Origin of the sequence: uncultured Psychroserpens sp. (assembly GCF_947501425.1) — a bacterium.
Classification (GTDB): Bacteria; Bacteroidota; Bacteroidia; order Flavobacteriales; family Flavobacteriaceae; genus Psychroserpens.
Map to the genome: position 1 here is coordinate 173070 of NZ_CANMVN010000006.1, position 24191 is coordinate 197260.

Here is a 24191-nt window from a genome sequence, read left to right on the forward strand (position 1 = left end):
TTACTATTGTGCAAGTTTATTTCTTGTTTTGCTTTTTAAAATTCCGATAGGTTAAAAACCCATACATCACAACGCCAAAAATGAAATAGAATGATAATCTTGGCCATGAAAACCCACGACCCAATAGCCAGTCTAAAAGAATTACAACTAAAGAAAATATTGTGCCACCTACAAAGGCAGCAGTAAGAATTCGCTTTTTATTAATTTCAGCCATTTATAGATCTTGTGCGTTAGCGATGAGTTCTGCTATGTCCATAACAGCTATTTGTCCCTCTTTTTCTTTATTCTTAACACCATCGGTCATCATCGTATTACAAAACGGACAACCAGCAGCTATGATCTCTGGTTTTGTTTCCAATGCCTGTTCTGTTCTTTCAATATTGACTTCCTTATTTCCAGGCTCAGCATCTTTGAACATTTGCGCACCTCCGGCTCCACAGCATAAGCCACGAGATTTACAGCTTTTCATTTCAACCAGTTCGGCATCTAATTTTCTTATAAGGTCTCTTGGTGCTTCGTAGACGTTATTTGCACGCCCTAAATAACAAGGATCGTGAAATGTGATACGTTTACCTTTATATTCACCGCCTTCAATAGTAAGGCGACCATCATTGAGTAGAGACTTTAAGAATTGTGTATGATGCATCACTTCATAGGTACCACCTAAACCAGGATATTCGTTCTTTATGGTATTGAAACAATGCGGACACGCTGTAACGATTTTCTTTATCTCATAAGCGTTCATCACCTCAATATTAGTTACTGCCTGCATTTGAAATAAAAATTCATTTCCAGCACGCTTTGCCGGATCACCAGTACAGCTTTCTTCCGTTCCTAAAACAGCAAACTCAACGTTAGATTTGTTTAATAATTTTACAAAAGCTTTTGTGATTTTTTTTGCTCTATCATCAAAGCTTCCAGCACAACCTACCCAAAATAAAACTTCGGGTTGTTTGCCTGCAGCCATAAATTCTGCCATGGTTGGCACTTTGAGTAAATCGCTCATATATTTTTTCTTATGTTCTTAACAGGTTAATAATAGCATACTACTTATTAAAGTTGCATGAATTAATCTTAATCTTCTTTTATAGCTGCAAGATCTTTTTTTGCAACTCTTATATAAATTGCAAGTTTTTTCTTGCCTTTTTTTAATCTATTCTTTGGATCAAAGCGTTCTAGATAAGATCTGCGGACAGCTTCTTTACCAATAGCCTCTTTTTGAATATCAGTGCAATAATCACACATCACTTTTAAGAGCTCTATACGTTTTACTTCATTGTTTGCATATTCAATGAGAGTATATGATTTAATCTGTAATGAATCCTTTTTATAAGATTGTGCGTGCAACACAGTATTTAAACACAGTATTAATGATAACATGAGTTGATATTTCCGAAGAAAAATACTCATAACTACTCATTTTTCCAGTTTAAACGATCCATTTGATTGTATGGCCAAGGCGCTCCATTATTTTCAATATTGGTCATCATATTATTAAGTTCCATTGGCGCAGCACTTTGTTCCATCACTAAATACTGACGCATTTGCATAATAATATTTAAAGGATCAATACTGATTGGACAAGCCTCTACACATGCATTACAACTGGTGCAAGCCCAAAGCTCTTCGTTAGTGATATAATCACCTAAAAGCTGTTTACCATCGTCTTTAAATTCACCTTTATTTGCATCTATATTTTTACCAACTTCCTCCAAGCGATCACGAGTATCCATCATGATTTTTCGAGGTGATAATTTTTTACCAGTTTGATTTGCAGGACACTCACTTGTACAGCGTCCGCATTCCGTACATGAATAGGCATTCATTAAGTTAACCCAACTCAGATCCTGAACATCACTTGCTCCAAACTTAGCAGGAACAGCAGCTTCAGCACCTTCTGGTGGCGCAGCAAAAGGATCAACGTTAGGATCCATCATCATTTTTACTTCGTTAGTAACCTCTTCCAGATTACCAAATTGTCCTTTAGGTTTTAAATTTCCGTAGTAAGTGTTAGGAAATGCCAATAGGATGTGTAAATGTTTAGAAAAGTACAGATAGTTTAAAAACACCAGAATACCCAAAATGTGTAACCACCAGGCAGAACGTTCAATGGCGATTAATGTTGCGTTCGACAAACCGTCAAACAATGGTAACAAATATTGACTTACAGGAAAAGAACCTGCGTTAGCATATCCCTCTGCACCATTGAGTTGCAATTGTAAATCTGTGGCATTCATAGTTAAGAACAAACACATTAATACAACCTCAAAATATAAAATGATATTACCATCATTTTTAGGCCAACCTTTCATTTCTGAACTTAGGAATCGCTTTAATTTGATTACATTTCTTCGAAGCCAGAATACAATTACAGCTACTAAAACTAAAAATGCTAGGATTTCAAAAGATGCAATTAATACATCATAAATGGTACCTGCCGAAGAAAAAATACGGTGTTTCCCTGTAAGACCATCAATGATAATTTCAAGAACTTCAATATTAATGATGACGAAACCTACGTAAACAATAACGTGTAAAATTCCTGCTATAGGACGTTTTACCATCTTACTCTGACCCAAGGCAATCATTGTCATGTTCTTCCAACGCTGTGATTTATTATCACTAACATCTTCATCTCGACCAAGATTAATATTGCGCTTTATTCTTTTTACATTTCTTGCAAAATATCCTACGCCAATAATTAGCGCAATAGCAAATACTATTTGTGGTAAATATTCCATACTAGAATTTAATTATTTTGGTCTTCTTCTTTTGGTGGTGTATATGGTATCTCCTTTTTCGACAGAATACGTCTGTAACGGGCAGGATGTAACTTAATATCTCTGATTAATTCTTCCATTTCTTTAGAAGCTGCTTCTAAATTATCATATAGACCTTCATCTTTTAATAGCTTACCAATTGTACCTTCTCCACCATTGACTGTTGCCATCAATGTATTAACAGAGGTTAATGTTTGATCAAGCTTATCAACCATTTGCGAAAAATCTATCGTTTTTAAATCACTGGTTACAACCGATAAATCTTTAGAAATAGAATCGAAATTTGTAAGTACAGCAGCTAACTTGTCATCATTTTTACTGACTAAGCTGTTGATAGAATATGCTACAGACTTGAAAGATTTCATTGTTGAATTGAGTTCCTTAATGGCGTTCTTTAATCCATCTTCAGATTCGTCTGCAACAAGATTATTTAAATTGACAAGCAATGTATCTGCAGCTTTCAATGTGGTTCCTAACTCACTACCTACACCTGAGAAATTCTTACTCAAACTCGATACTAGCCCTTCCTCTACTTCAGATTTAAGGTAATCACCAGAGGTTGCTTGTTCACCTTCATTGCTAACTATTATAGCAAGAGCGTTACCACCCATAAGTCCTGTTTCGTATAAACGAACTGTACTTTCTTTGGAGAATTTTAATTGCTCATCTACAGTAAACTCGATTCTTGTTTTACCTGTGTCAAAATTATATTTAATACCTTTTATTTTACCAACGGTATTTCCTCTAACCGTAACAGGTGAGGATTTGCTAAGTGCATTGTAATCAAACTCTGTATAATAGGTGTCTTGTGACTCAAACAGATTTTCACCTTTGAGATAATTGAATAGAAATATCAATAATATAATACCCGAAAGTACGAGTACCGCTGTTTTTACTTCTCTTGAGATTTTCAAATTTTTCAATTTTGGGTTAAAACAAAATTAGCAATAATTATATAAAGAACCTTTCTAATTGGAAGTAGATTTTAAAGCTTCGGAAACATCTATTTTATTTCCATTTTTGTAAGCCACTACAAAACAGTCGCTATAACCTTTAGATTTTGCGATTTGTTGAAGCTGTTTGATTTCAGTGTAATTTGAAGTATAACCATAGTAGTACTTATACTTAGAACCTGTTTTCTCTCTGGATATATCTGATAAACCTTTAAAATTATAAGACTTAGGTTCAAGGGCTTTTGAACTGGAAGCAATTTGCACCTTAAAGACTACATTTTCAACAATTTGTGATTCGTCAGTAGATGTTGCAATATCAGTAGTATCATTATCTGACTTGTAAACATCCATACCGATATTGAGTTCTAATTCTGTTTTATAATCTTCAATAGCATTTACAATAGACTTTGTAATATCTCTCTGTCCCTTTTTAGAATTGAGATAATCGCCTTCTCTCTTATTTGTAATAAACCCAGTTTCGATCAATACACTAGGCATATAGGTATTATGTAAAACCCAAAAGCCAGCTTGTTTCACACCTCTACTTTTTCGTTTGATTTTTCCTTTAAAATTATCTTCAATATTACGAGCAAGTCTGATACTTTGATCTAAGTATTCTTCTTGAAGCAAACTAAGTGAGATTAAAGATTCAGGAGAATTAGGATCAAAGCCTTCATAATGTTGTTCGTAATCTGCCTCTAAGAAGATTACTTCATTCTCGCGTTTGGCAATTTCAATATTCTTATTATTAGCTCTGGTAGCTAACACATAAGTTTCTGTCCCATAAGCTTGTGAATTGTGCGCATTACAATGTATAGAGATGAACAGATCTGCATCTGCTTTATTTGCAATCGCTGCACGCTCGTGCAATTCTAGAAACACATCTGTTTTTCTGGTATAAATAACTTTAATGTCGTTATGCTTTTCTAGCTCAGCACCAACAGCTAGCACTAACTTAAGTGCAATGTTCTTTTCTTTGTACCCATATTTAGTAGGTCTGCCTGGATCTTTTCCTCCGTGACCAGCGTCTAAGACCACTGTAAATCTGTCGTCCTCTTTTTGAAATGCGTGGGCAGATGTTAAAAAACTGGTAATTAACAAGCCTATCAATACGAATATATAATGAGGTGTCGTTTTCATATGTGTTTAACGTTTTATCAACCGGGTTTATTTTAAGTATCCAAACATCTAGGTTTTATGAGCTCTGAATACTTTTGATAAATTAATTGAATTATAAATTAATCATAAAAAATATATGTAATTTTGGCAATTCAAAAACCGAGCCATACTTTAGCAAAAATACATTTAAAAGCATTGCGTACAAAAAGCTTACACATACTTTTCACCCTAAGTTTTACCATGTTTATTAACATGTTTTGCTTTGCTCAGGAAATTCCAAAACCAAAAGAGCCTATTAAACCAGAACCTGCTAAAGAAACAAAGGTTATTTCTATAGATTCTGTATTGGCTGCACCACAAAACAATAAAGAGGTTGATAGTGTCAGGCAAGATTCGGTTCCTAAGAAAAAAGAGCTCCTAACAGATATTGTAAATTACAAGGCCAAAGACTATGTTAGACTCAACCAGCGAGAGAATCGTACCACGTTGTTTAATGAAGCAGAGGTCAATTATACAGACATGAACATCAAAGCTGGTATCATAGTTATTGATCACAGTAAAAACCTGGTTTATGCTGGACGTTTAAAAGATAGCTCTGGTGTGTATTCTCAAGCACCTGTATTTACCCAAGGTCAAAGTGTTATAGAACCTGATTCTATTATTTTTAATACAGAAACTAAAAAAGCACTTGTTTTTAATTCCCGAACAGAACAAAGTGGTGGTTGGATTGATGCTGAAAAAACTAAAATGGAGAATGATTCCATTCTATTTATAGAAAGAGGAAAATTTACAACTTCAGAAAACAGAGAGGATCCTGAATATTATTTTTTAATGCGTAAAGCTAAAGTGGTTCCTAACAAAAAAGTAGTAACCGGATTGACAAACCTATTCATTTATGACGTACCTGTACCTATTGGTTTACCGTTTGCTTATTTTCCTATGACCAAAAAACAAACCTCTGGTGTTATTGTTCCTACACCTGGACAGGATCTAGGAAACGACAGAGGTTACTTTTTGCAAAATGGAGGTTATTATTTTGCCATTAGCGACTATGTAGATCTTGCCGTTTTGGGTGATTATTATACCAATGGTAGTTATGGTCTAAGATTAGAAAGCAACTATGCACTTCGTTATAAGTTTAGAGGTAATCTGAGTTTTAGATATGAAAACCTAATCAACAGTGAACGTGGCTTTCCTGATTTTGCAAAATCAACAATATATAATATTAGGTGGTCGCATAGTCAAGATGGAAAATCTAATCCAAGTTCTCGATTTTCTGCTTCTGTAAACCTTGGTAGTAGTCAGTATTTTAGACAATCGATCAATCAATTAAATTTAGCAAATACACAAAATAACACCTTAGCGTCTTCTATCTCCTACTCTAAAACCTTTCAAGGAGAACCACAGGTGAATATGAATGTAACAGCAACACATTCGCAAAACACGAATACACAACAAATTAATATGACTTTACCTACTATTCAAGCAAGTGTAGGTCGAGTATTTCCGTTTGCTCCAAAATTAGGTGCCAAAAAAGGTATTATTCAAAATATTAACCTTCAATACAATGTGAGAGGCGAAAACAGAATTCAAACAACTGACGAGTTCTTCTTTAAATCTGAAATGTTCGAAGATGCACAAATAGGTGCTTTACATTCAATTCCTGTATCTACGAATTTTAAAGTTTTCAGATACTTCAGTATGAGTGCCAATGCTAATTTAGAAGAGAATTGGACGTTCAATACAATCAATAGGTTTTACGACGAAGATACTGAACAGATAGTAACCGAAGAATTAACAAACTTCGATCGTTTTTTTACTTATAATTTCAGCACAAGTATTGGAACAACTATCTATGGAATGTTCGATTTAGACAAAAAAGGTAAAGGTCGAAAAATTCAAAAAATACGCCATGTCATGCGTCCGTCAATTAGCTATAATATCAATCCAGCATTTGATGAATATTATGACACCTTTGAGATTGTTAACGCAGATGGAACAACAACAGGTGAGGCAGAACGAGAGGTGTACACACGATTTGAAGGCTCGCTTTTTGGAGTGCCAAACCGAACATTTTCCAGTTCTATGGGTATTTCTTTAGGAAACAACTTTGAAGCTAAAGTACGAGACAAAGATAGTACTGCTACCGAACCAAAGAAGATCAAACTACTGAACAACCTTAACTTTTCTACTTCTTATAATTTTGCTGGCGACTCCTTGCAGTGGAGTCCGTTGCGAGTATCTGGAGGAACAACTCTCTTAAAAGATAAGATGAATGTTAACTTCGGAATGGTACTCGATCCTTATGCATTAGATAATAATAATCGTAAGATCAATACCTTTAATATAGATAATGGTGGAAGTTTATTCAGACTAACCTCTGCGTCATTGAACATTAGTTACTCCCTCTCCAATAAAACTTTTGATGGAAGTGGTGGTACAGATGATGACCAACAAGATGCAGGTATTCAGGAGTCGCTTAGAAGTGGTGGTCGAGCCGATGATTTATTTGGTAGGCCTCAGGATTTTGCAGATCAGCGTCTGACTGATGATGACAAAAAAGATTCAGAGGACACATCTTCCGAATTTTATAATTATAAAATCCCATGGAATCTGAGGTTGGCCTATGCTGTGAATTATACCAATTCCGCAAGACAGAATGCCATTTCTAACAACTCGTTAATGTTTTCTGGAGATGTAGAACTATCGCCTCGATGGTCTGTTGGCGTCTCTTCAGGTTATGATTTTGCAAACAAAGGGTTTACACAAACACAATTTAGATTTGAACGTGATCTACTGAGTTGGCGTATGAATTTCTCTTGGGTTCCCTTCGGACCATTTAACTCATGGAATTTCTTTATTGGTATTAAATCAAGCTTACTAAAAGATCTTAAATACGATAAGCGTAGACAACGCGACCAACAACTATAACAGTACATGATCATGAAAACTATCATTAACACACCTAATGCTCCTGCTCCTATTGGCCCATACAATCAAGCAATTCTTTCAGGAAACACCTTGTACACTTCTGGGCAAATCGCTATCGATGTAAAGACAGGTGAGCTTGTCTTAGATTCTATTACTATGGAAACTGAGCAGGTGATGAAAAATTTGAAAGCTGTTCTTGCTGCTGCTGATATGACTTTTGAGCATGTAATTAAAAGCTCTATTTTTATTAGTGATATGAATAATTTTTCTAAGATCAATTCTGTCTATGCCAAGTATTTTGACGTTGACACAGCACCTGCACGCGAAACTGTAGAAGTTGCCAACTTGCCAAAATTTGTCAATGTTGAGATTAGCATGATTGCAGTAAAATAAGCACTCATAATAGTTATAAACAATTAATTCTTAAAAACTTCATTGTGCAAGTGTTTTATACTTGCATCAGAGCTTTATTTTTGAAGCAAATTATAAAACAACCTTACTATGCTTAAAGTATTGCTATCTAGTATGCTATTTTTATTTAGCCTAATCGCTACAGCTCAAGATGATTTTGAAAAGTCATTAGATTCTATTCAAACACTAGACGATGTCAACCTCTTCTTTGAAAAGAATAAAACAGCCAAAGGAAAAGTGATAGTGTTCAATGAAGAGAAACACAAAACTAAAATGGCATCTGACATCCTAAAAATGAGAGTTGGAGCAAAAAAGTATTTTAAAGACGCACCTCAAAAAACCTTTTATAAGGTGATTGAAAAATATGAAATCCCTTATTACAGAGCAAGTTGTGTGTATTTAGACGGAAATAAAATGACTACAGACGAGATCAATAAAATCCGAAAGAGTGTGATCTCAAAATATAATCAAGGCTATAGATTTACAGATCTTGCCAAATTATACTCTATGGATCATACAGCAAAGCAAGGTGGTGATCTTGGTTGGTTTACTTATGGCGATTTACATCCAGAACTTGAAAAGCAAATTTTAGATGGCACCTATAGTGTAAACGATATATTTACTGTTGATATTCCAGAGAAAAAGGCCTATTATGTGGTGCTTATGACCCAAGGCAAAAAACTTATAGAGGAAGCCAAAGTCTTAAAAGTGACCGAACCAAGACGACGATAATGCAACTGTTTTTTAATCAAGATCTTACAGAAAACAATTCTGAAATACGGTTTTCTAAAGAGGAAAGTCGACATATCGTAAAGGTGTTACGTAAATCTGTTGGAGACATACTTCATATCACTAATGGTAAAGGATGGTTATTTACTGCTGAAATCACTTTAGCTGATATCAAAAATTGTATTGCAGTAATTAAAACCTCTATACTAAAGCCGAAAAAGACCTATACACTGCATTTAGCTGTAGCACCAACGAAAATGAATGACAGATATGAGTGGTTCTTAGAAAAAGCTACTGAAATAGGCATAGACATGATTACGCCTGTTTTTTGTGATAATAGTGAGCGTCGTGTAATAAAAGCGGACCGCTTTCAGAAAATCTTGCAGTCTGCTATGAAACAATCTCTCAATTGCTATTTACCAAAACTTAATGACGCTATATCCTTTGATAACTTTTTAAATCAGGAACATCAAGGACAACTGTTTATTGCACATTGTGAGGATTCAGATAAAAAATCGTTAAAACAAGAATTAAAACCTCATACAGATACTACTATTCTTATAGGTCCGGAAGGTGATTTTAGCACACAAGAAATACAAAAAGCACTTCAACATAATTTTACACCTGTAGTACTTGGAGATACACGGTTACGGACAGAAACAGCAGCTATAGTTGCGTGTCATTCTGTGGCTTTTATTAATGAATTATAACTTCACTTGATTAGCACCAACTATATCTAAATCAGAATTTTGGATAACAAAAATTAATTTGAGTTCGTCTTTATCATTTACAATATTTGGTATCGCAATACTTTGATGTCCTTTAGAGTTTTGAAGCTCTGAAATATCCTCTGCCACAACAATATTGGAGTTTTTTAAAGTACGGTTACGATTCTCTCCTCTTGGTATTTTAGTGATACGCTCTTCAACTACTAAAACAGTTCGTAACAACTTGTTTGAAATCCGTCCCATAACATTATAATCAAAACGAACCTCATTACCATTCTTATCCAGATTAGCAATTTCAATTTTGTTTTCTGCTGATATTTTTGCATGCTGTTTTAGCTTAACATCCATTTCTCTGGAATTTGATCCTACAAAATGCGCTTTACCATTAATAACAATTTGTGGTGTGTAAATGGAGCTACTATTAAATTTCTGACTGTACAAACGCTGTTTATTACTAAAAACTTCTTTACTAAAGGGATCTTTCCAGCCAATATAGTTCCAATAATCTACATGATAAGACATCGCAATCACTGGTGTATCTGAGTCTCTGTTTTGAATCTGTGTTAACAATTCATCAGCTGGCGGACAACTAGAACAACCTTGTGATGTAAAGAGTTCTAGGACAATAACTGGAGGATAAGTGTCTATCGTTTCCGAAGAAAAAAATAATGGGATCATAAATAACGTTAAAACGATATGTTTCATAATACTTATTTTATATTTTTGAGCTATGAGGTTTAGTTCGAAATATTTTAAACAGCTTACACTAGCAATCACGCTTGTGATAACTTTAACAGGTTTTGTTGGCATAGCTCAAGATCTGGCTATTGTAAAATATAAAGGAGGTGGAGATTGGTATAGTAATCCGACTGCCTTACCCAACCTTATCAATTATTGTAATGCCACTATTAAGACCAAAATGAACACCAAACCTCAAGTAGTAGAAGTTGGCAGTATTGATATTTTTCAATTCCCAATGCTTCATATGACTGGACATGGCAATGTGTTTTTTTCAGATGAAGATGCTGAAAATCTGAGGAAATATCTAACGTCTGGTGGTTTTTTACATATAGATGATAACTATGGAATGGAGCCCTATATCAAAAAAGAACTTAAAAAAGTATTTCCCAATCTGGAACTCATTGAATTGCCAAAAGATCACGAGATATTTAATACAGCGTTTAAGTTTCCGCAAGGCTTACCAAAAATCCATGAACACGATGGTAAGCGACCACAAGCTTTAGGGATTTTCTATGAAAGCCGATTGGTACTTCTATTTACTTTTGAAAGTGATCTTGGTGATGGCTGGGAAGATCCTGAAGTACATAACGATCCTGAAGATGTAAGAGAGAAAGCCTTTAAAATGGGAGCTAATATTGTTAAATATGCTTTTGAGAACTGATTAAAAATATGATTTTCAACCTTAGCGGAAATAATGTATTAACGATTCTAATTGCTACTAATTCAATTTAAATAGTGCAACTCGACCACTACTCTACTAATTTCAATAAACGAACTTTTCCCATTACTTTGGTTTGCGAAAATGTTAACAATGCTCCTAATGTTGGGAGCTTATTTAGAACTGCAGATGCTTTTGGTGTTTCAGAACTTATTTTTTGTGGAAAACACATTCCACTTGGTCGAAAAATGACTAAAACTTCAAGAGCAACTGAAAAGGTTGTGAATTATAGTATTTCAGAATCTAGTTTTGACGTCGTCAATAAATTAAAATCACAAGGGTATTTTGTGATAGCGCTTGAAATAACAACAAACAGCAAGCCATTGAAGTTGTATACATTTCCGAAGAATCAATCATTAGCTTTAATTATAGGTGATGAAAATTTTGGAATATCAGAGGATATATTAGGCCTTTGCGATGAAATCATTCATATTGATATGTATGGTCAAAACAGCAGTATGAATGTTGTACAAGCCACAAGTGTAGCTTTGTACGAGATGACTAAGCAACTTAAATAAAGTCTTTATATATTTATAGAGTAATATATTTATAGAGTAATATATTTATAGAGTAAAATCAATCAAATGAATTCAAGAACCATTGCCAATGGAATACTTAGAGCTGTAGGTGTTATAGTCGCTGTAGCTTTAGTATTATATTTTTTATATAAGATACAGTCAGTTATAGTGTACATAGTCATAGCTGCTGTAATCTCACTTATTGGCAGACCAATTATCATTTTCCTGAGAAGGCGCTTAAAATTTAAAAACATAATTGCTGTAGTGGTAACTATGGTTTTTCTTGTAGGCATATTTGTAGGTATTATAAGCTTATTAATTCCTTTGTTGGTAGAACAGGGTCAAAATCTTTCGCTACTAGATATTGATCAACTTAAAACTAACATAGAAGAGCTTTACAGAGCAGGTATTAGCTATTTAGAGCTAAATCATATAGATGCCGAACAAGCTATAAAAGACTCCAAGGTGCTATCGAGTTTAGACTATAGTATTATTCCAAATTTTCTAAACAGTATTGCGTCTGGCTTAGGAAATTTCAGTATTGGTTTAATGTCTGTTTTATTCATTACATTTTTCTTTTTAAAAGACAGCAATCTGTTTCAGCAAGGTATTTTAACCTTTGTTCCCAATGAAAAAGAAACCAGACTAAAACGTTCATTTTCTAAAATCTCTGATTTACTTTCTAGATATTTTGTTGGATTATTCTTTCAAATTCTCATACTGTTTGTCATATACACTATAGGTTTACTTATTATTGGAGTGAAAAACGCTGTAGTAATCGCTTTTCTTTGCGCTCTGATTAATCTTATTCCGTATTTAGGACCATTAATTGGTGGAGTTTTGATGCTCTTATTGGTAATGACCAATAATCTTGGAGATAGTCTCAATGAGGTGATCTTACCAAATGTCATCTACACATTAATCATTATTGTAATTGCTCAATTGGTCGATAATTTCTTCAGTCAGCCATTTATTTTCTCAAAAAGTGTGAAATCACATCCTTTGGAAATTTTCTTAGTGATTATTATAGCTGGACTTCTTTTTGGTGTGGTAGGCATGATTGTCGCTGTCCCTAGTTATACAGCCATAAAAGTGATTCTGAAAGAGTTCTTATCTGAAAACAAAGTTGTAAAAAAACTAACTCAAGGTCTTTAGTTCTATTTTGAATTCTGAAATTTTAAATATTGAAATCCAGGCGTTTATCAATAAAAATCTTGATAGCGAGGTTTCAAAGCTATTACTCAAAGGCACTGATTTTGAACAGGTAAGCACTAAAGAACTTATTGAGCAAATTGAAGCCAAATTAAAATCTAAAAAAAAATTACCAACCTGGTTTGGTACTGAGAATATCTATTACCCAAATAAACTAAATATTGAACAAACATCGTCTGAATTAGCAGCCTTACATAAATCTCAACTCCTGTCTGGAAACTCAATAATTGATATTACAGGAGGATTTGGTGTAGATTGCTACTACTTTTCTAAACAATTTAAAAATGTAACACATTGTGAGATCAATGAAACCTTATCTTCAATTGTAAAACACAACTACAAATATTTAGGTGTTACTAATATACATACTATCACTGAGGATGGTTTAAAGTATTTATCCTCTCATGATCACACTTATGATTGGATCTATATTGACCCTTCACGAAGACACGATAGCAAAGGAAAAGTATTCTTTTTAAAAGATTGCTTACCAGATGTTCCGAGTCATTTAGAAGACCTCTTCAGGTATAGTCATAACATTGCTGTAAAAACATCGCCATTACTAGATCTAACAGTTGGATTGAATGAATTAAAATATGTAAAAGAGATACATATTGTCGCTATAAAAAATGAAGTAAAAGAGCTATTATGGATATTAGAAAACGGTTTTAACAATGATGTCATTGTCAAAACCGTTAATATTATGGAAAACAAAAAGAATGTCTTCTCTTTTCAACTAAATACAGAGGCCATAGCCAAAGTGACATATGGGTCTCCACAAAATTATTTGTATGAGCCTAATGCTGCAATTCTTAAATCTGGAGGATTTAACAGCGTATCTGAAAGTTTAAAATTATCAAAACTACATCAGCACTCACATTTGTATACCAGTGAGAACCTCATTGAATTCCCAGGTCGATCTTTTGAGGTTAAATCGGTAATTGATTATAATAAAAAGAACCTAAAGGTCTTGAATATCTCAAAAGCTAATGTAACTACCAGAAACTTCCCTGAAACAGTTCAACAACTTCGAAAAAAATACCGCATTAAAGATGGAGGTAATACATACCTGTTCTTTACGACAAATAATTTCAACGAAAAAATAGTAATTGTTTGCTATAAAGTTCCTTAAAGATTAACAGGCGTATTTGGTAATAAATCGTTGTTTGAATCGATTTCCATGTCATAACTCATACACTGATCCATAGCAAATACAACTTTATTATCACTTACTCCAGTAGTATTCTTAATTACATTAAATATGATATCACCAGAAGCAAAAGATAAATAGCTTGAAGTATTTCCAGGAGCTAGATCTTGAACAGTATGCAAAATCGTACCATCTATAGTAGCAATTTGCAAAGTCACAGCAATAGTTCCATTGTTAGTAATCCTAGCTTGAGGATCCTGATCTGCACAAGGATCTTGTGCGATTTGATTGTCGAGTAATTGTTGCTCTTCTATTGATTCAACAGAACAGCTAAAACACGTAGTTATCACAATTGCACAAGCAATTGCGTTTTTAAGTAGGTTTTTCATCGATTTGGGGTTTAATGAAAATTATGGTACAAAGGTAATTCTAAAAATGAATAAAACAAACTATTTTATCGTTTAAATGTAAAATATAATCGATGAAATGCATATTTCTTTATGAAACATCGACGAAATACACATCTAAGTAATTGATAATAAATACTTTTAGATAAAAATGCAATTACAACACCTAGAATCAAAATATACTTTATTGTATCAATATGTTATAAAATACAATGTTATTTGAAACAAAAAAGCCTCGCCATTACTGACGAAGCTTTAAGTGAGCCCTGAAGGATTCGAATGCCGAATTAAATCGGCACAAGCACTTAGACCGTTCCGCAGAATTGCGGAATGCTCTATACTCTATCTATAAGCCATTTTATATATACCCTTGACTTTTTACTTTTTATTTCACGCTCTCTTTTATAAGCTTCTGTCTTGCTTACAAATGTTTCAGAGTAAACAACCTTCCAGTCATTGGCTCTTCCTGTATAACCCTTATGATTTGTATTATGTTTTCGTAGTCGCTCAATCAAATCATCACAAGTATAACCTACATAATAAGTATCAATAGTCTCAGAAAATAAAATATATGTATGACACATAAAATACAATGTTATTTAAAACAAAAAAGCCTCGCCATTACTGACGAAGCTTTAAGTGAGCCCTGAAGGATTCGAATGCCGAATTAAATCGGCGCAAGCACTTCGACCGTTCCGCAGAATTGCGGAATGCTCTATACTCTATCTATAAGCCATTTTATATATACCCTTGACTTTTTACTTTTTATTTCACGCTCTCTTTTATAAGCTTCTGTCTTGCTTACAAATGTTTCAGAGTAAACAACCTTCCAGTCATTGGCTCTTCCTGTATAACCCTTATGATTTGTATTATGTTTTCGTAGTCGCTCAATCAAATCATCACAAGTATAACCTACATAATAAGTATCAATAGTCTCAGAAAATAAAATATATGTATGACACATAAAATACAATGTTATTTGAAACAAAAAAGCCTCGCCAATACTGACGAAGCTTTAAGTGAGCCCTGAAGGATTCGAACCTTCGACCGCCTCCTTAGAAGGGAGGTGCTCTATCCAGCTGAGCTAAGAGCCCTAATAAATGTTCTTATTCACTTAAGTTGCAAAGAACTAGTCGGGGTGGCAGGATTCGAACCTGCGACCTCCGCGTCCCAAACGCGGCGCGATAACCGGGCTACGCTACACCCCGAAATTGGTTATCTCAATTTGAGTTACTAATTTCTCTCAAAATTCGAGGTGCAAATATATATTTTTTCTTTAAAAATTGACAACTTTTATTATTAAATTTAAGCATAAAATTTATTTTGATGAAATTTCTAAGGCATTCTGTATTTATATTCAGTTTTTTAGGTCTTATTGCATGTGCACAAGACAAAAATCCTATCAACAATGAACACTCCTACGAACTTGTTGTTCCTGAGCTATCTAACCCTTGGGGTTTCGCGTTTCTTCCAGATGGCTCTATGCTAATCAATGAGAAAGAAGGTGAAATCATTCACTTTAAAAATGGAAATAAAACTTCTGTAAAAGGTGTCCCTAAAGTCTACAATCGCGGACAAGGAGGTTTGTTGGATGTCAAATTACATCCAGATTACAAGACAAATGGTTGGATTTATCTTACCTATGCCTCTTCCGAAGGAGAAGGAAAAGGCGGTCATACAGCGCTAATGCGAGCACAACTAAAAAATAACACTTTAGTAGATTCTGAAGTTTTATACAAAGCTACTCCAAATACTACCAGAGGACAGCATTTTGGCTCAAGAATTGAGTTTGATGACGAAGGTTATCTCTACTTCACTATTGGAGAACGAGGTAATCGAGATGTTAATCCGCAGGATATTACTCGAGATGGCGGCAAAGTGTACCGATTACATGATGACGGGACTATTCCTTCAGACAATCCGTTTGTTAATGATGAAAACGCAAAAACTGCTATCTATTCTTTCGGACATAGAAATCCGCAAGGAATGGCTATCCACCCTGAGACACGTGAGATTTGGACCCATGAACATGGTCCGAAAGGAGGTGATGAAATCAATATTATAAAGTCAGGTAGAAACTACGGCTGGCCAGTAATTACCTATGGTATAAATTATATTGGTACTAAAATTACAGATGAAACCGCTCGTAAAGGCATGGAGCAGCCACTACATTATTGGGTGCCATCTATCGCTCCAAGTGGAATGGCATTTATTTCAAGCGACAAATATAAAGGCTGGAAAGGTAATTTATTAGTAGGCTCACTCAAATTCCAATACTTGGATAATTGCTACATTAAAGATGGAAAAATTGTTAAGGAGGAACGGCTACTCGATGGACTCGGACGTGTTCGATCTGTAAATCAAGGTCCGGATGGCTTTATATATGTAGGTATAGAAAATTTAGGAATTGTAAAACTCATCAAAGGTAAAAAATGAAAAAAAGCTTAGGATACCTTATCATTACATTGTTGTTAATCTCATGTAATCGTTCAGAAAAAAACAAAGACATAACAGAACTTAAAAATTCTGAAGAAACTTCTATTAATCAAAGTTCAGAACTAAAAGCCAGCATGGAGCGTGGTAAAATTATTTATACAGATTTTTGTGTCACTTGTCACTTGCCTAACGGCAAGGGAGTTCCTAAAGCCTTCCCTCCTCTCGCTAAATCTGATTACCTTATGAATAATCGAGAAGAAAGCATCAAATCTATCAAATATGGGCAATCTGGTGAAATTACAGTTAATGGTGAAATTTATAATAATGTTATGGCGCCACTTGGACTAGAAGATGATGAAATAGCAGATGTCATGAACTATATTACCAATAGCTGGGGCAATTCTAATGATAAGTTAATAACTGAGGAAGAAGTTTCAAAAATTGAACGTTAATGTTCTAGCATATTTATTAAATTTGTTTTACTAAAAATCAATCACTATTTATGCTTATAATTGGAATTGCAGGAGGTACAGGTTGTGGAAAAACAACGGTTGTAAATCAAATACTTAACGAATTACCTGAAGGAGAAGTTGGTGTTATTTCTCAAGATTCTTACTATAAAGACACTTCGCATTTGAGTTATGAAGAACGAGTAAAGATCAATTTTGATCATCCACGATCTATAGATTTCGAATTATTAGAAGCGCATTTAAAAGATTTAAAACAAGGATTACCAATATATCAACCAGTATATTCGTTTGTTAAGCATAACCGAACTGGAGACACCATTAAGACCAACCCAAGAAAAGTAATGATTGTTGAAGGAATTTTGATTCTAACCAATCCAGAACTTAGAGAAATGTTCGATATCAAAATCTTTGTACATGCTGATAGTGACGAACGCCTGATTAGACGACTAAAACGTGATATATCTGAGCGAGGGCGTGATATTGATGAAGTATTAAGCAGATATCAAACCACTTTAAAACCTATGCATCAACAATTTATAGAACCCATGAAAGAGTATGCAGACATCATCATACCAAACAATAAATACAATACTGTTGCTGTTGATATAGTTAAAACCATTATCAACGAAAAACTCATAAGCTAATGCTCAAATACTTTAAGAACATATTCGTAATAGTATTCATCGTTTTTGCTTTCTGGATGTTGTTTATAGATTCTAATTCATTGCTCATTCATAATGAATTGAATAATGATATCAGCGATCTAGAGGCTGAAAAAGAGTATTATAAAAAAGAAATCGAAAAAGATAAAAAAGCAATAAAGGAACTTAGTACCGAAGATGGTATCGAGAAACTAGCCCGAGAAAAATATTACATGAAGAAAGATAATGAAGACATTTATATTATAGAATACGAAGACAGCCTTAAACTAGAGAAAAAAGATGAGTAAAAAACTATTTAATGATTTTTCTGAAGTTTCTTCAAAACAATGGAAGCAAAAAATTCAAGCCGATCTTAAAGGCGCAGATTATAATGACACATTGATATGGCATACCAATGAAGGAATTGACGTTAAACCATTTTATCATTCAGATGAAGTAGAACAACAACCGTTTATATCTAACTCAAAAGCCAGTCAATTTAAAATTTGTCAGTCAATTTTTGTAGCCAATACAGAAATGTCCAACACTAAAGCGATTGATGCTATTTCCAGAGGTGCAGAAGTTATTGAATTTATAATTCCATCCAAAGATATTTCTGTAGAGCAACTTCTAAAAAACATCGACCTCTCTGCTACTCCAATCCGCTTAAAGTTAGAATTTTTATCTCCTGATTATGTGCAGACCATTTCTTCTCTAGACAACACTAATATTAATGTAGATATTATAGGTCATCTTGTAAAAACAGGTAATTGGTACCATAATTTAAATGAAGATCACTCACGCTTTGAAACCATTGTAAAGCAAACAAATACAATTTCAATTGATACTAGCACCTATCAAAATGCAGGTGCCAACATGGTACAACAACTAGCCTATGCTTTAGCGCATCTGACTGAATATTTAAATCATTTCGACAATATTATTAATGAAAAGGAAAGCCTAAAGGTTGTTTTTAATGTTTCCGTTGGAACCAATTACTTTTTTGAAATAGCTAAACTTAGAGCGTTAAGATCACTATATCATACCTTGGCATTAGAGTTTGATATAAATCCAGAATGTGAAATTCACGCAATTCCCACAAAGCGAAATAAAACCATCTACGATTATAACACGAATATGCTCAGAACAACAACAGAATGTATGAGTGCTATTCTAGGTGGTGCCAATGTAATTACCAATATGCCTTATGACGAAATTTATCATAAAGACAATGAGTTTGGTAATCGTATTTCACGAAACCAATTACTAATTCTTAAAAAAGAGAGTTATTTTGACAAAGTAGACAACCCAGCCGATGGTGCCTACTACATTGAAAGCTTAACTACTCAATTAAGTGAAAAAGCTCTAGAGGTGTTTAAACTTATAGAAGCCAATGGTGGTTTTCTTGCTCAACTTAAAGAAGGAACTATTCAAAAGAAAATCAAAGAAAGTGCTGATAAAGAACAAAAGCAGTTTGATGCAGGTGATTTTGTCTTATTAGGTACAAATAAGCATCCAAATCCCCAAGACAAAATGAAAGATGACTTGGAGCTGTATCCTTTTGTAAAACACAACCCTGTAAAAACATTAATTGCTCCAATTGTTGAGAAACGACTCGCTGAAACCTTAGAACAAGAACGACTTAAATCTGAATAAAATCAAACTAATTATGAAATTAAAATTAGCAGTATTGACATTATGTATATGTCTTTTTAATTGTAAAGAAGAACAACAAAAAGTAACCTTTGATGATTATAGATATTCACAACAAAGTATACTTAATTGTGAAAACACAGATACAGCTCTATTTCAAGAGGCTTTACTATCATTTGAAGATGATATACTAAAGTATTACACACCAGATCAGGCTGTGTATTCTCGTGCTTACAGTTTGTTTGTTAGTCAGGCCATTGCTAATAAAATTGATTATTCTAAAATGGTGTCTGAGCATTCTAAGACCATTCTTGAAGCACTAAAACAAGACCAAAACCTTTGGACTACTAATCCAGATGGCAGTAAAGTCAATTTCAATCATCCTATTTTCGAATGTATTGGTAAAAACATAAAAGATGAACCTCTTAGAAAAACATTTAATGCATTAATTCAAACCAATAGCATGAGTATGAGAATGTTTGGCGGACAATTGAGACGCAAGACTTTTGATATGAAAGACGATAAATATCTTGCTACTTATGTGGCTTTAGATTTATTCTACGGAAAATTTTATGAAACGGATTTAAGTCTGAAATCTGCAAATGCAGAACAAGCTAAAAAGCCCGAAGAACATTCATCACATGATGATCATAACCATTAATAAATGAGATTACAGATTGCAATATTATTCTTATTAGCTAGCTTTATTTCTTGTAATGAAACCACTGAAACCAAGAAAAGTGATAACGTGCCAGGAGAATACTTTGCGTTAAAAGAAGATAATATCAATCTTTTTTTGCCAGCATATTTTAGAGAATTTTCTGAAGATGAATATGACGCTTTAATTGAAAAGATGCCAGATTCCGAAGAAAAGCGAATAGAAAGAAAACGCTTTAATTTTTTGAAGTACTCAAAAGGAAACATGTACTACTTCAAAGACGTTGCATCATCAACATTGATTGGTGTAAAAATGGGTGAGTACATAAATTTCACTAAGGAAGAGTCCTCCTATTTATTAGGAGTTATGTCTAACTCATGTAGTGGTTATGCAGAGGTTCTGAACATGAATTGCGAAAAATTAAATGCTGGATATTCTGGAAGTTCAACAACCAAAGTATTTAAAGCAGCATATAAAATATCTGATGGAGAAGCTTATAATCATTACAACACGATGTATCTCATATCGTCAAACTATAAGACCTTTTCTGTTAGTATATTTTCAAATACTAATAAAAACTATAATTCATTCATTGAAAAAATAGTCGTAAAATAATGCGTAAAGATATACAACACCTATCCTTAGCTTCAAAAGCTTATAAAAAGAAATCAGAAGCAGACAGTCAATTTAAAACGGCTGAAGACATCATTCTGAAATCATCCTATTCCAAAGCTGATATTGAAAACCTTGAACATTTAAACTTTGTTGCAGGAATAGCACCTAACCTTCGTGGACCATATTCAACTATGTATGTTCGCAGACCATGGACCATTCGTCAATATGCTGGATTTTCCACTGCTGAGGATAGTAATGCCTTTTACAGAAGGAATTTAGCTGCAGGGCAAAAAGGCTTATCGGTTGCCTTTGACCTTGCTACACATAGAGGTTACGATTCAGATCATGAACGGGTTGTTGGAGATGTTGGAAAAGCTGGTGTGGCCATAGATTCGGTTGAAGACATGAAAATTCTCTTTGACCAAATTCCACTAGATAAAATGTCAGTGTCAATGACTATGAATGGCGCTGTATTACCCATCATGGCGTTTTATATTGTTGCTGCGGAAGAACAAGGTGTATCGCCAGAGCAATTAGCAGGAACCATTCAAAATGATATTCTTAAGGAGTTTATGGTGCGTAATACTTACATCTATCCTCCTACACCTTCAATGAAGATCATTTCAGATATTTTTGAATATACGAGTAAGAACATGCCTAAGTTCAATAGTATAAGTATTTCAGGATACCATATGCAGGAAGCTGGTGCAACCTGTGATATTGAATTAGCCTACACCTTAGCTGACGGATTGGAGTACATCAAAAAAGGACTTGAAACTGGTATGGACATTGACACTTTTGCACCTCGCTTGTCTTTTTTCTGGGCCATAGGTATGAATCACTTTATGGAAATCGCTAAAATGCGTGCTGCTCGTATGTTATGGGCTAAGATAGTTAGTCAATTCAATCCAAAAAATCAGAAGTCACTTGCCTTAAGAACTCACTGCCAAACTTCTGGTTGGAGTTTAACTGAGCAAGATCCTTTCAATAATGTGGCTCGTACAACTGTAGAAGCTGCCGCTGCAGCATTTGGTGGCACACAGAGCTTACATACTAATGCCTTAGATGAAGCTATTGCACTCCCAACAGACTTTTCTGCTAGAATAGCGAGAAACACACAAATATTTTTACAGGAGGAAACCGGAATAACTAAAACTGTTGATCCATGGGCTGGAAGCTATTACGTAGAAAAGCTAACTCATGACATTGCACAAAAAGCCTGGACGCTGATTCAAGAAGTTGAAGAACTTGGCGGAATGACAAAAGCTATTGAAGCAGGAATTCCAAAATTGCGAATAGAAGAAGCTGCCGCTCGAAAACAAGCAAGAATCGATTCTGGTCAGGATATCATAGTTGGCGTTAATAAATACCGATTGGAAGAAGAAGACCCAATTACAACCTTAGAGGTTGATAATCAAACGGTAAGAAACGGACAAATTAAGCGAATTAAACACATAAAAGCTACCAGAGATAATGATGCTGTTCAAAGCGCACTTTCAAAATTGACAGATGCAGCACGAACTGGTCATGAAAATTTATTAGCTTTAGCTGTAAATGCAGCTCGAGAACGTGCAACTCTAGGTGAGATCAGTGATGCATTAGAAGCTGAATTTGGACGATATAAAGCACAAATTAAATCATTTTCAGGCGTGTATAGTAAGGAAATCAAAGATGACGAAAGCTTTAAAAAAGCTAGAGAATTAGCAGATCAATTTGCTGAACAAGATGGTCGAAGACCTCGAATAATGATTGCAAAAATGGGACAAGATGGTCATGATCGTGGCGCAAAAGTTGTCGCTACTGGTTATGCCGATGTTGGTTTTGATGTTGATATTGGTCCGTTGTTCCAAACACCAAAAGAAGCGGCAAAACAAGCTGTTGAAAATGATGTTCATATTTTAGGTGTATCTTCCTTAGCAGCAGGACACAAGACACTTGTACCTCAAGTAATAGAAGAACTAAAAAATTATGGTCGTGAAGATATCATGGTGATCGTTGGTGGTGTTATTCCGAAACAGGATTATCAATATTTATTTGATGCTGGAGCTGTTGCTGTTTTTGGACCTGGCACAAAAATTAGTGACGCAGCCATTAAGATCTTGGATATTCTAATTGACTAATTTTGGGAGTCCAATTGACTAATATATTTATTCAAGTCAATTGCCCTAACTGTTCCTAGTTTTTGAAGTTCCAATACAAATTTTAGAAAAAAGAAAATTAGTGATTCGTTGCTTGTGCTATACTTCAATGTTTTTTTATCTAGAACAAATGATTTATCATTTAACACACAGCCAATGTTTACCTTTTTCAACCCATTTAAATTACTATAACAATCACTAAATGGCTTAGAGTTTTCTATTGAATCAGCCCAAGTATTTTCAAGACACAAAATCCCTCCCATAATTTCAAATAATTTAGCCGCTTTCTTTGAGATACCTCTGGCTACAATTGGTGCAGAGGTTTGTTTCAATACTCTAACACTTTCAATTTTGTCAGCAGCATATTCTAAATTAAACTTACTAATATCTTGTTTTGCTTCAAACACGGCATATACACTTTCTACAGGCAAATAAATAACGCCTTTTTTATTTAATATGAATGGTGTGTATTGCTTATCAAAAATAACAATATCCATTGCATCACTTCTATTTCCTTCAAAATCTATTATAATAGCTTTTGCTACAGAATACCTTTTAGGTAAATACTTTTCAAAAAATCCAATCCACACATTCTCTGAGCCATCACCCTTGGTTGGCTCATGTGGCACATTTTCTCTTATCAGCTCTAAATCTTCTTTCATAGATTTTTGTAAACCCAAGAAGAGATTCTTCATATCTATTTTATTATTGTTACCCATATTTTGATATTTTATTTTTTTCTATTACATAAAAACTGTAATCATTTAACCCTTTTTTACTAAAGCCAAGAATTAATAGAATTGGATTCTCTATATTCGAAGTATTATTGTTAGCTACTCTTTGTAAAGCATTAAAATCTGTACTGCTATATCTGGAGTTAGAATCAGGATGAGTATGCCATTCGCCTATATAATGTAAGTTATCTTCATTAAATTTTCTGACAAAAAACTCTTTAGTTTCGTAATCTACTTTATGTTTAAATGAGATAGGTGAATTTTTATAATTAGTTGCAACAACACATTCTATTATTATTGCTTTTTTATTTTCTTCAGCATATTTTCCTAATATGAATCCTCCTATCTCATTGGGATAATGCTTTAAAGCTATTTCAGTTAATTGATTAATTACATTTTCATCATAATCAATTTTCAAGCCTAATTCTTCATTTACTACACTACTCATA

At 34.0% G+C, this 24191-nt stretch carries 28 protein-coding genes and 2 tRNA genes; 16 read left to right on the forward strand and 14 right to left on the reverse strand.

Annotation, left to right across the window (positions count from 1 at the left end):
- Positions 1-16 precede the first annotated feature (16 nt).
- From Q0951_RS10735 to Q0951_RS10760, 6 genes are all read right to left on the reverse strand, one after another.
- The gene (locus Q0951_RS10735) at positions 17-214 is read right to left on the reverse strand and encodes a hypothetical protein (protein ID WP_299336730.1); all 198 of its coding nucleotides are present in this window, start codon (positions 212-214) and stop codon (positions 17-19) included.
- Positions 215-1006 (reverse strand): (Fe-S)-binding protein, encoded by a 792-nt coding sequence (locus Q0951_RS10740; protein ID WP_299336731.1) that lies wholly within the window; start codon positions 1004-1006, stop codon positions 215-217.
- A 68-nt stretch (positions 1007-1074) separates the two neighbouring features.
- A complete protein-coding gene (locus Q0951_RS10745; protein ID WP_299336732.1) occupies positions 1075-1410 on the reverse strand; it encodes a hypothetical protein in 336 nt (111 codons plus the stop codon).
- 2 nt (positions 1411-1412) lie between these two features.
- Positions 1413-2741, reverse strand: a complete 1329-nt coding sequence (locus tag Q0951_RS10750; RefSeq protein ID WP_299336733.1) for a 4Fe-4S dicluster domain-containing protein — start codon at positions 2739-2741, stop codon at positions 1413-1415.
- Positions 2742-2749: 8 nt separating this feature from the next.
- Positions 2750-3694, reverse strand: coding sequence for an MlaD family protein (locus tag Q0951_RS10755; RefSeq protein WP_299336735.1), 945 nt, complete (start codon positions 3692-3694; stop codon positions 2750-2752).
- Between the two features lie 54 nt (positions 3695-3748).
- Positions 3749-4873 carry an N-acetylmuramoyl-L-alanine amidase gene (locus Q0951_RS10760; protein ID WP_299336737.1) on the reverse strand — a complete coding sequence of 375 codons (1125 nt, stop codon included), beginning with the start codon at positions 4871-4873 and terminating at the stop codon, positions 3749-3751.
- Positions 4874-5092: 219 nt separating this feature from the next.
- Here Q0951_RS10760 and Q0951_RS10765 point away from each other — a divergent pair, with 219 nt between their 5' ends.
- From Q0951_RS10765 to Q0951_RS10780, 4 genes are all read left to right on the forward strand, one after another.
- Complete coding sequence (locus Q0951_RS10765; protein WP_299336739.1) at positions 5093-7783, forward strand: putative LPS assembly protein LptD; 2691 nt, start codon at positions 5093-5095, stop codon at positions 7781-7783.
- Between the two features lie 12 nt (positions 7784-7795).
- On the forward strand, positions 7796-8176 hold the full coding sequence (locus tag Q0951_RS10770) for a Rid family detoxifying hydrolase (RefSeq protein ID WP_299336740.1): 381 nt from the start codon (positions 7796-7798) through the stop codon (positions 8174-8176).
- A gap of 108 nt (positions 8177-8284) precedes the next feature.
- Positions 8285-8926 (forward strand): peptidylprolyl isomerase, encoded by a 642-nt coding sequence (locus Q0951_RS10775; RefSeq protein WP_299336741.1) that lies wholly within the window; start codon positions 8285-8287, stop codon positions 8924-8926.
- On the forward strand, positions 8926-9633 hold the full coding sequence (locus Q0951_RS10780) for a 16S rRNA (uracil(1498)-N(3))-methyltransferase (protein ID WP_299336743.1): 708 nt from the start codon (positions 8926-8928) through the stop codon (positions 9631-9633). The genes Q0951_RS10775 and Q0951_RS10780 overlap by 1 nt, the downstream gene beginning before the upstream one ends.
- Here the strand turns inward: Q0951_RS10780 and Q0951_RS10785 are convergent.
- Positions 9628-10356 (reverse strand): thioredoxin family protein, encoded by a 729-nt coding sequence (locus Q0951_RS10785; protein WP_299336744.1) that lies wholly within the window; start codon positions 10354-10356, stop codon positions 9628-9630. The genes Q0951_RS10780 and Q0951_RS10785 overlap by 6 nt on opposite strands.
- Before the next feature lie 25 nt (positions 10357-10381).
- Here Q0951_RS10785 and Q0951_RS10790 point away from each other — a divergent pair, with 25 nt between their 5' ends.
- From Q0951_RS10790 to Q0951_RS10805, 4 genes are all read left to right on the forward strand, one after another.
- Positions 10382-11053: a DUF4159 domain-containing protein gene (locus tag Q0951_RS10790; protein WP_299336745.1), complete on the forward strand. Its 672-nt coding sequence runs from the start codon at positions 10382-10384 to the stop codon at positions 11051-11053.
- A 74-nt stretch (positions 11054-11127) separates the two neighbouring features.
- Positions 11128-11628: a TrmH family RNA methyltransferase gene (locus tag Q0951_RS10795; RefSeq protein WP_299336747.1), complete on the forward strand. Its 501-nt coding sequence runs from the start codon at positions 11128-11130 to the stop codon at positions 11626-11628.
- A gap of 66 nt (positions 11629-11694) precedes the next feature.
- The gene (locus Q0951_RS10800; protein WP_299336751.1) at positions 11695-12783 is read left to right on the forward strand and encodes an AI-2E family transporter; all 1089 of its coding nucleotides are present in this window, start codon (positions 11695-11697) and stop codon (positions 12781-12783) included.
- Positions 12784-12790: 7 nt separating this feature from the next.
- Positions 12791-13972 carry a class I SAM-dependent methyltransferase gene (locus tag Q0951_RS10805; protein WP_299336758.1) on the forward strand — a complete coding sequence of 394 codons (1182 nt, stop codon included), beginning with the start codon at positions 12791-12793 and terminating at the stop codon, positions 13970-13972.
- Here Q0951_RS10805 and Q0951_RS10810 read toward each other — a convergent pair.
- The 5 genes from Q0951_RS10810 to Q0951_RS10830 all read right to left on the reverse strand — a co-directional run bounded on the left by Q0951_RS10810 (position 13969) and on the right by Q0951_RS10830 (position 15605).
- Positions 13969-14379, reverse strand: coding sequence for a hypothetical protein (locus Q0951_RS10810; RefSeq protein WP_299336759.1), 411 nt, complete (start codon positions 14377-14379; stop codon positions 13969-13971). The two genes, Q0951_RS10805 and Q0951_RS10810, sit on opposite strands and share 4 nt — an antisense overlap.
- Before the next feature lie 353 nt (positions 14380-14732).
- Positions 14733-14981, reverse strand: coding sequence for a GIY-YIG nuclease family protein (locus Q0951_RS10815; protein ID WP_299336763.1), 249 nt, complete (start codon positions 14979-14981; stop codon positions 14733-14735).
- A 131-nt stretch (positions 14982-15112) separates the two neighbouring features.
- The gene (locus Q0951_RS10820; RefSeq protein WP_299336763.1) at positions 15113-15361 is read right to left on the reverse strand and encodes a GIY-YIG nuclease family protein; all 249 of its coding nucleotides are present in this window, start codon (positions 15359-15361) and stop codon (positions 15113-15115) included.
- 56 nt (positions 15362-15417) lie between these two features.
- Positions 15418-15491 (reverse strand) — tRNA-Arg (locus Q0951_RS10825).
- 39 nt (positions 15492-15530) lie between these two features.
- Positions 15531-15605, reverse strand: a tRNA-Pro gene (locus Q0951_RS10830).
- Positions 15606-15723: 118 nt separating this feature from the next.
- Between Q0951_RS10830 and Q0951_RS10835 the strand changes: the two genes are divergently transcribed.
- The 8 genes from Q0951_RS10835 to scpA are packed head-to-tail and all read left to right on the forward strand — an operon-like array spanning position 15724 to position 22990.
- A complete protein-coding gene (locus tag Q0951_RS10835) occupies positions 15724-16833 on the forward strand; it encodes a PQQ-dependent sugar dehydrogenase (RefSeq protein ID WP_299336765.1) in 1110 nt (369 codons plus the stop codon).
- Positions 16830-17285: a cytochrome c gene (locus Q0951_RS10840; protein WP_367179758.1), complete on the forward strand. Its 456-nt coding sequence runs from the start codon at positions 16830-16832 to the stop codon at positions 17283-17285. The genes Q0951_RS10835 and Q0951_RS10840 overlap by 4 nt, the downstream gene beginning before the upstream one ends.
- A 50-nt stretch (positions 17286-17335) precedes the next feature.
- Positions 17336-17947 (forward strand): uridine kinase, encoded by a 612-nt coding sequence (gene udk, locus Q0951_RS10845; RefSeq protein WP_299336767.1) that lies wholly within the window; start codon positions 17336-17338, stop codon positions 17945-17947.
- Complete coding sequence (locus Q0951_RS10850; protein WP_299336769.1) at positions 17947-18252, forward strand: septum formation initiator family protein; 306 nt, start codon at positions 17947-17949, stop codon at positions 18250-18252. The genes udk and Q0951_RS10850 overlap by 1 nt, the downstream gene beginning before the upstream one ends.
- Complete coding sequence (locus tag Q0951_RS10855) at positions 18245-19600, forward strand: methylmalonyl-CoA mutase subunit beta (RefSeq protein ID WP_299336772.1); 1356 nt, start codon at positions 18245-18247, stop codon at positions 19598-19600. The genes Q0951_RS10850 and Q0951_RS10855 overlap by 8 nt, the downstream gene beginning before the upstream one ends.
- 13 nt (positions 19601-19613) lie before the next feature.
- Positions 19614-20258: a hypothetical protein gene (locus Q0951_RS10860; RefSeq protein ID WP_299336774.1), complete on the forward strand. Its 645-nt coding sequence runs from the start codon at positions 19614-19616 to the stop codon at positions 20256-20258.
- A 3-nt stretch (positions 20259-20261) separates the two neighbouring features.
- A complete protein-coding gene (locus Q0951_RS10865; protein ID WP_299336776.1) occupies positions 20262-20870 on the forward strand; it encodes a hypothetical protein in 609 nt (202 codons plus the stop codon).
- Positions 20867-22990 (forward strand): methylmalonyl-CoA mutase, encoded by a 2124-nt coding sequence (scpA, locus tag Q0951_RS10870; protein ID WP_299336905.1) that lies wholly within the window; start codon positions 20867-20869, stop codon positions 22988-22990. Before Q0951_RS10865 ends, scpA begins: the two co-directional genes overlap by 4 nt.
- On the opposite strand, the gene Q0951_RS10875 is transcribed toward scpA, so the two are convergent.
- Both Q0951_RS10875 and Q0951_RS10880 read right to left on the reverse strand, forming a co-directional pair.
- The gene (locus Q0951_RS10875) at positions 22987-23727 is read right to left on the reverse strand and encodes a DUF6602 domain-containing protein (RefSeq protein ID WP_299336779.1); all 741 of its coding nucleotides are present in this window, start codon (positions 23725-23727) and stop codon (positions 22987-22989) included. The genes scpA and Q0951_RS10875 overlap by 4 nt on opposite strands.
- On the reverse strand, positions 23720-24190 hold the full coding sequence (locus Q0951_RS10880; protein WP_299336781.1) for a Mov34/MPN/PAD-1 family protein: 471 nt from the start codon (positions 24188-24190) through the stop codon (positions 23720-23722). Before Q0951_RS10880 ends, Q0951_RS10875 begins: the two co-directional genes overlap by 8 nt.
- Position 24191 lies beyond the last annotated feature (1 nt).

Excerpts from the sequence above, each read along its gene's own strand:
- Q0951_RS10735 (WP_299336730.1), bottom strand. The coding sequence starts at position 214 with ATGGCTGAAATTAATAAAAAGCGAATTCTTACTGCTGCCTTTGTAGGT.
- Q0951_RS10740 (WP_299336731.1), bottom strand. The coding sequence starts at position 1,006 with ATGAGCGATTTACTCAAAGTGCCAACCATGGCAGAATTTATGGCTGCA.
- Q0951_RS10745 (WP_299336732.1), bottom strand. The coding sequence starts at position 1,410 with ATGAGTATTTTTCTTCGGAAATATCAACTCATGTTATCATTAATACTG.
- Q0951_RS10750 (WP_299336733.1), bottom strand. The coding sequence starts at position 2,741 with ATGGAATATTTACCACAAATAGTATTTGCTATTGCGCTAATTATTGGC.
- Q0951_RS10760 (WP_299336737.1), bottom strand. The coding sequence starts at position 4,873 with ATGAAAACGACACCTCATTATATATTCGTATTGATAGGCTTGTTAATT.
- Q0951_RS10765 (WP_299336739.1), top strand. The coding sequence starts at position 5,093 with ATGTTTATTAACATGTTTTGCTTTGCTCAGGAAATTCCAAAACCAAAA.
- Q0951_RS10770 (WP_299336740.1), top strand. The coding sequence starts at position 7,796 with ATGAAAACTATCATTAACACACCTAATGCTCCTGCTCCTATTGGCCCA.
- Q0951_RS10775 (WP_299336741.1), top strand. The coding sequence starts at position 8,285 with ATGCTTAAAGTATTGCTATCTAGTATGCTATTTTTATTTAGCCTAATC.
- Q0951_RS10780 (WP_299336743.1), top strand. The coding sequence starts at position 8,926 with ATGCAACTGTTTTTTAATCAAGATCTTACAGAAAACAATTCTGAAATA.
- Q0951_RS10785 (WP_299336744.1), bottom strand. The coding sequence starts at position 10,356 with ATGAAACATATCGTTTTAACGTTATTTATGATCCCATTATTTTTTTCT.
- Q0951_RS10790 (WP_299336745.1), top strand. The coding sequence starts at position 10,382 with ATGAGGTTTAGTTCGAAATATTTTAAACAGCTTACACTAGCAATCACG.
- Q0951_RS10800 (WP_299336751.1), top strand. The coding sequence starts at position 11,695 with ATGAATTCAAGAACCATTGCCAATGGAATACTTAGAGCTGTAGGTGTT.
- Q0951_RS10810 (WP_299336759.1), bottom strand. The coding sequence starts at position 14,379 with ATGAAAAACCTACTTAAAAACGCAATTGCTTGTGCAATTGTGATAACT.
- Q0951_RS10815 (WP_299336763.1), bottom strand. The coding sequence starts at position 14,981 with ATGTGTCATACATATATTTTATTTTCTGAGACTATTGATACTTATTAT.
- Q0951_RS10820 (WP_299336763.1), bottom strand. The coding sequence starts at position 15,361 with ATGTGTCATACATATATTTTATTTTCTGAGACTATTGATACTTATTAT.
- Q0951_RS10835 (WP_299336765.1), top strand. The coding sequence starts at position 15,724 with ATGAAATTTCTAAGGCATTCTGTATTTATATTCAGTTTTTTAGGTCTT.
- Q0951_RS10840 (WP_367179758.1), top strand. The coding sequence starts at position 16,830 with ATGAAAAAAAGCTTAGGATACCTTATCATTACATTGTTGTTAATCTCA.
- udk (WP_299336767.1), top strand. The coding sequence starts at position 17,336 with ATGCTTATAATTGGAATTGCAGGAGGTACAGGTTGTGGAAAAACAACG.
- Q0951_RS10850 (WP_299336769.1), top strand. The coding sequence starts at position 17,947 with ATGCTCAAATACTTTAAGAACATATTCGTAATAGTATTCATCGTTTTT.
- Q0951_RS10855 (WP_299336772.1), top strand. The coding sequence starts at position 18,245 with ATGAGTAAAAAACTATTTAATGATTTTTCTGAAGTTTCTTCAAAACAA.
- Q0951_RS10860 (WP_299336774.1), top strand. The coding sequence starts at position 19,614 with ATGAAATTAAAATTAGCAGTATTGACATTATGTATATGTCTTTTTAAT.
- Q0951_RS10865 (WP_299336776.1), top strand. The coding sequence starts at position 20,262 with ATGAGATTACAGATTGCAATATTATTCTTATTAGCTAGCTTTATTTCT.
- Q0951_RS10875 (WP_299336779.1), bottom strand. The coding sequence starts at position 23,727 with ATGGGTAACAATAATAAAATAGATATGAAGAATCTCTTCTTGGGTTTA.
- Q0951_RS10880 (WP_299336781.1), bottom strand. The coding sequence starts at position 24,190 with ATGAGTAGTGTAGTAAATGAAGAATTAGGCTTGAAAATTGATTATGAT.